Here is a 1,803-nt window from a genome sequence, read left to right as displayed (position 1 = left end):
CGCAGCGAATGTCGCTGCGACAGCATCATTCTGTTCTGATCGCTCTGTCATGAACAGAACACATCACCACACTATAAACTCAACAAGGCGTCTCACTCCGGAAGCTTACGAGAAAAAGGGAACGCGGCCGACTTCAGCGTGGATCGTATGGCTTGGGCGTTCTCCCGAACCGCCCATGACGCTGTCCAGGACGACATTGACCGCCGGCGCGTGATGCAGGAGCGGATCAGGGAAGAAGGGCCGTCCGACGCGCGGCTTGCTGAAGACAGGAAAGACGCTTGGGCTGATACGGCTGGGAAGACGGAGAAGGTCGAGAAAGCGGCCGGGGTCGAAGCAAAGGTGGATGACAAGGCGGCGGCGAAGGCCGAGAAGGAGGCGGCTGAACGGATGGCGGCCGAGGCGAGACGGCAGGCGGAGGAAGAGGCGAGGAAGCGCGAGATGGGCCGGGGTATGAGCCGATGACCCTAAGCGGGGGTTAGGGCCATCTTTGCCGGGACAGTGCTTCAGCATACACTTCACTGTCCTTGCGCCGCCCAACCGCGAGGACGAAGATGACGATCCGATCTTCTTCCACCGAGTAAACCAGTCGATAACCGGCGTCTCTCAACTTGATCTTGTAATAGCCTGACAATCCCCCGCTAAGCGCATTGCCGGGGGAATAGGGATTGTGCCTGAGTTTCTGTAATTTCTTCAGGAACTGCTTGCGGATGCTTCCATCCAGCGCATCCCATTCGTCTAGTGCTTCATCGTCGAACTCGACTTTATAGACCTTCTGTTCGTCACCTGAGTCTGCACCGTCAGTCATCGTGACGGGCTGCAAGTTCGTCAAGCGTCATGGTGATGCGAGATGAGCGCGGCTTGGCGGCTCTTTCCCGGACGATCCGGAGCAGTTCAGCATCATCTTCACTGATGACTTGCCGCGAGACGGGGAGCCGCTTGTTCTCGGCGATGTATTTCATCGTGTCGCGCAGAACGTCAGATAGACTGACCTGCATCTCGTTCAATGCCTCGATCGTCGCGTTTTTGAGGCCTCGGTCACACCGGAAGCTGACAGCATCATCAACGGCAGCCATGGGATATCCTCCTGTTCGCTTACGCCTCTTTTTAACGCATAGACAAATGTCTTTCAAATGAAATACGCACTAAGGCGACGGGGCGTCCTGGGAGACCTCGAACCCAGCCATCTCGCTGATCCATCTTCCATTTTCGGTCTCCGTCATGTCGAGGCCGAAGGGGCGGATACGCTCCATGGCGGCTTTCAGTTCATTGTAATTGAACACATGGCGAGCGACGAGATTAGCAAGGGTCGGGCCAGGGACTTCGTCAATCAACGCGGCAATCCGGACAGCGGCATGGAGATCGGGATGGGTGTCGAGGACGTGACTGACCATTTCTTCGGGCGTCGTCTCGACGGGAAGGGGCGCGTTGACCGTCTTCAGCGCGGCCCGGAGCCAGGCGCGGCCGTCAGGGTCGGCGAGGCGGACGGACGCTGGAATTGTAGCCATAATGCCTCCTTCCGCTCATCCCATCGGACATTGTTTTGTAACACAGTCGATGTCGCGAAGAGAGTGGTTAAGCAAGCGAGGGGGAGCCGGGGCTGCCGCCCCGGAAGGTGTTTACGAGGCGTCAGGGAGTTTCTTCATGACATTCGCATGCTTCATAAACGCTGAAGCGGCGACAGCCGGTCTTCCTTCGTAAGCTTCCGGAGTGAGACGCCTTGTTGAGTTTATAGTGTGGTGATGTGTTCTGTTCATGACAGAGCGATCAGAACAGAATGATGCTGTCGCAGCGACATTCGCTGCG

Annotated in this window: 4 protein-coding genes; 1 reads left to right on the top strand and 3 read right to left on the bottom strand. The window is 57.3% G+C overall.

Annotated features, from left to right (window positions below; translation table 11 throughout):
- The first annotated feature begins 138 nt into the window (after positions 1-138).
- Positions 139-462, top strand: coding sequence for a hypothetical protein (locus tag GOB82_RS13150; protein WP_166123771.1), 324 nt, complete (start codon positions 139-141; stop codon positions 460-462).
- Between the two features lie 13 nt (positions 463-475).
- Here the strand turns inward: GOB82_RS13150 and GOB82_RS13145 are convergent, their stop codons facing one another.
- The 3 genes from GOB82_RS13145 to GOB82_RS13135 form a co-directional block, all read right to left on the bottom strand.
- On the bottom strand, positions 476-805 hold the full coding sequence (locus GOB82_RS13145; protein WP_166123777.1) for a type II toxin-antitoxin system RelE family toxin: 330 nt from the start codon (positions 803-805) through the stop codon (positions 476-478).
- On the bottom strand, positions 798-1,073 hold the full coding sequence (locus GOB82_RS13140; RefSeq protein ID WP_166123775.1) for a type II toxin-antitoxin system RelB/DinJ family antitoxin: 276 nt from the start codon (positions 1,071-1,073) through the stop codon (positions 798-800). The genes GOB82_RS13145 and GOB82_RS13140 overlap by 8 nt, the downstream gene beginning before the upstream one ends.
- A gap of 69 nt (positions 1,074-1,142) precedes the next feature.
- Positions 1,143-1,505 (bottom strand): hypothetical protein, encoded by a 363-nt coding sequence (locus GOB82_RS13135; RefSeq protein WP_166123773.1) that lies wholly within the window; start codon positions 1,503-1,505, stop codon positions 1,143-1,145.
- Positions 1,506-1,803: the final 298 nt, after the last annotated feature.

Source organism: Acetobacter farinalis, from assembly GCF_011516935.1.
GTDB lineage: Bacteria > Pseudomonadota > Alphaproteobacteria > Acetobacterales > Acetobacteraceae > Acetobacter > Acetobacter farinalis.
The sequence above is the reverse complement of the archived record's forward strand: the minus strand, read 5'-3'. Positions and strand labels throughout refer to the sequence as shown.

Coding starts and splice junctions, on each gene's coding strand:
- GOB82_RS13135 (WP_166123773.1), bottom strand. CDS start 1,505: ATGGCTACAATTCCAGCGTCCGTCCGCCTCGCCGACCCTGACGGCCGC.
- GOB82_RS13145 (WP_166123777.1), bottom strand. CDS start 805: ATGACTGACGGTGCAGACTCAGGTGACGAACAGAAGGTCTATAAAGTC.
- GOB82_RS13140 (WP_166123775.1), bottom strand. CDS start 1,073: ATGGCTGCCGTTGATGATGCTGTCAGCTTCCGGTGTGACCGAGGCCTC.